Source organism: Nocardia sp. NPDC049526 (assembly GCF_044465765.1).
Taxonomy (GTDB): domain Bacteria; phylum Actinomycetota; class Actinomycetes; order Mycobacteriales; family Mycobacteriaceae; genus Nocardia.
Genome location: NZ_JBITMA010000038.1, coordinates 1 through 2,135, shown reverse-complemented (window position 1 = coordinate 2,135; position 2,135 = coordinate 1). Strand labels below are relative to the sequence as shown.

General features: G+C 64.8%; 3 protein-coding genes. 2 read left to right on the top strand and 1 reads right to left on the bottom strand.

Annotation, left to right across the window (positions count from 1 at the left end; translation table 11 throughout):
- Positions 1–465 (top strand): transglycosylase SLT domain-containing protein (locus tag ACIBW7_RS43035; protein WP_397056923.1); only part of this gene is annotated, 465 nt, incomplete at its 5' end.
- A complete protein-coding gene (locus tag ACIBW7_RS43030) occupies positions 465–1,646 on the top strand; it encodes a transglycosylase SLT domain-containing protein (protein WP_397056921.1) in 1,182 nt (393 codons plus the stop codon). The genes ACIBW7_RS43035 and ACIBW7_RS43030, both read left to right, overlap by 1 nt.
- A 30-nt stretch (positions 1,647–1,676) precedes the next feature.
- Here the strand turns inward: ACIBW7_RS43030 and ACIBW7_RS43025 are convergent.
- A partial coding sequence (locus ACIBW7_RS43025) for a C40 family peptidase (protein WP_397056919.1) occupies positions 1,677–2,135 on the bottom strand: 459 nt, incomplete at its 5' end.

Below are 2,135 nucleotides of genomic sequence, written 5' to 3'. Positions count from 1 at the left end.
ACCAGCGCGAAAGCCACCGCCAGTGCCATCAACCGGCTGACGAACCAATACCTCTACAACATCGCCGGGAAAAAATACTCCGGCGGCACCAGCGGCGAGATGCCCAGCGGCACCGTTGGTGACTGGATCAAGCAGGCACTACAGGTGCTACAGCAGTTGGGCTACGACATCAGCAAGATCGATCCGCAGGCCATCGCGCTCATCATCCAGTACGAATCGGGCGGCAATCCCAGCGCAACCAACAACTACGACAGCAATGCTGCCGCGGGTACCCCCTCGATCGGGCTCATGCAGACCATCGGCCCGACCTTCAATCAGTACGCCGCAGCCGGACATACGAATATCTACAACCCGGTCGACAATATCGTCGCCGGGGTCCGCTATGCGATAAGCCGATACGGCTCGGTCAGTAATGTGCCGGGCGTCAAGGCCGTACGCAGCGGCCGATCGTATGAGCCCTACTGATGCCGCCGCCGCAGCGGGAAACCCCGGATCCGAGCCTCGACGACGCGCACGAGACCCGGCCAGGCACAACGACGTCCGCACCACGCCGGAACGCGACGCGACGGAGTCCACCGCGGGCACCGACCGGACCATCGGCCGCTCTCGCACAGCAGCCTGCCACGACCGCGGGCGCGCGCGGTCCGGCGACACCGATCGCCGAATCCGGTACCGCGGCAACCGGATCGCCCGCCACCGCCCGCCCCGACGCACTCGCCGGATTCGGTACGAGCGGACCGTACGCGGCGGCGGCCCTCGGTGCGCTGGCATCCATTGCCGCCCAGTACGGCAATTCCAGCCCCACCGCCGACACCGGTCAGCCGTATGCGCCCCCTGCGCTCGGATCCGGACAACCGACCTCATGGCCGGGCGAATCGGGCTCACAATACGCGGCGAATAATCTCGACACCGTACGGCGCGGGCAATCGACGCAATCGTTGAACGCCGAACTCGGACGCCTGCTCGGTGGCACCGCCGATAGCACGATCCGGGGCCGGGCGGCCATTGATGGCATTATCGCCGAAGTGAATACGGCGATGACCGCACTCGGCGGCGTCGCGGATACCACCGCCGGCCGTCAGATGCTGATCGCGACACTCAGCAATGCCTTACAGCGTGCCGGCACCGTGCTCGGACAGGGACAGACCGCGGCGACGATCACCGCGGATAAGGTTGCCGCACTGGCCGACCGGTTTCTGCAGAACGCGCGCCCGACCCGGCAGCCGCCGCGCCGGGCCCAGCCGAGCACCGGCGGATCCAGCGCGCGTCCGCCGCACACGCGCCCATCCGGTCGCCAGGGTCAGTGGATCAACGATGCCCTGCGCATCCTGGCCGCCAACGGCTACGACACCAGGCACATCAATCCCGCCGATATCGCCGCGATCATCCAGCACGAATCCGCGGGCGACCCGAATGCGATCAATCTCTGGGACAGCAATGCCGCCAAGGGAACTCCGTCCAAGGGCCTGATGCAGACCATCGATCCCACCTTCAACGCCTACGCGCTGCCGGGCCATCGCGATATCTGGAATCCGGTCGACAACATCATCGCGGGCGTGCGGTACGCCATCGACCGCTACGGTTCGGTCAGCAATGTGCCCGGTATCCAGTCGATGCACGGTGGCGGGCACTACGTCGGCTACTGAGCTGGAGAGGCCAGCTTCGGCAGCTGGCCGCTACGACCATCGGCTGGCGTGATAGCTGCGCGGCAGATTGATCACTTTCACCACATCTCCGGTATGCGGCGCTTCGACACATTGACCGTTCCCGATGTACATCATGACGTGGCCAGGACTTCCGTTATTGAACTCTGAATCGGGGAAGATCAAGTCACCTGGTCGGATATCGGCCGGGTTGACCTTCGGCAGCTGTTGGTACTGGGCGGAGGCCACGCGCGGGATATTCACACCCGCCTGAGCCGCAGCATATTGCATCAGACCGGAGCAGTCGAACGAGTTCGGACCTTCGGCACCCCACACATATGGATCACCCAGTTGAGCCAAGGCGACCTGGATCGCCTTCTGCGCGGCCGCTGACGTACCAGCTGCCGCGCCTGCGTATTTCTTTCCGGCGATGTTGTAGAGGTACTGATTGGTGAGCCGGTTGATGGCATTTGCCGTGTCGCTGGCGGTGGC

Bases quoted from the DNA above. Each gene is read 5' to 3' on its own strand.
- ACIBW7_RS43030 (WP_397056921.1), top strand. From the start codon at position 465: ATGCCGCCGCCGCAGCGGGAAACCCCGGATCCGAGCCTCGACGACGCG.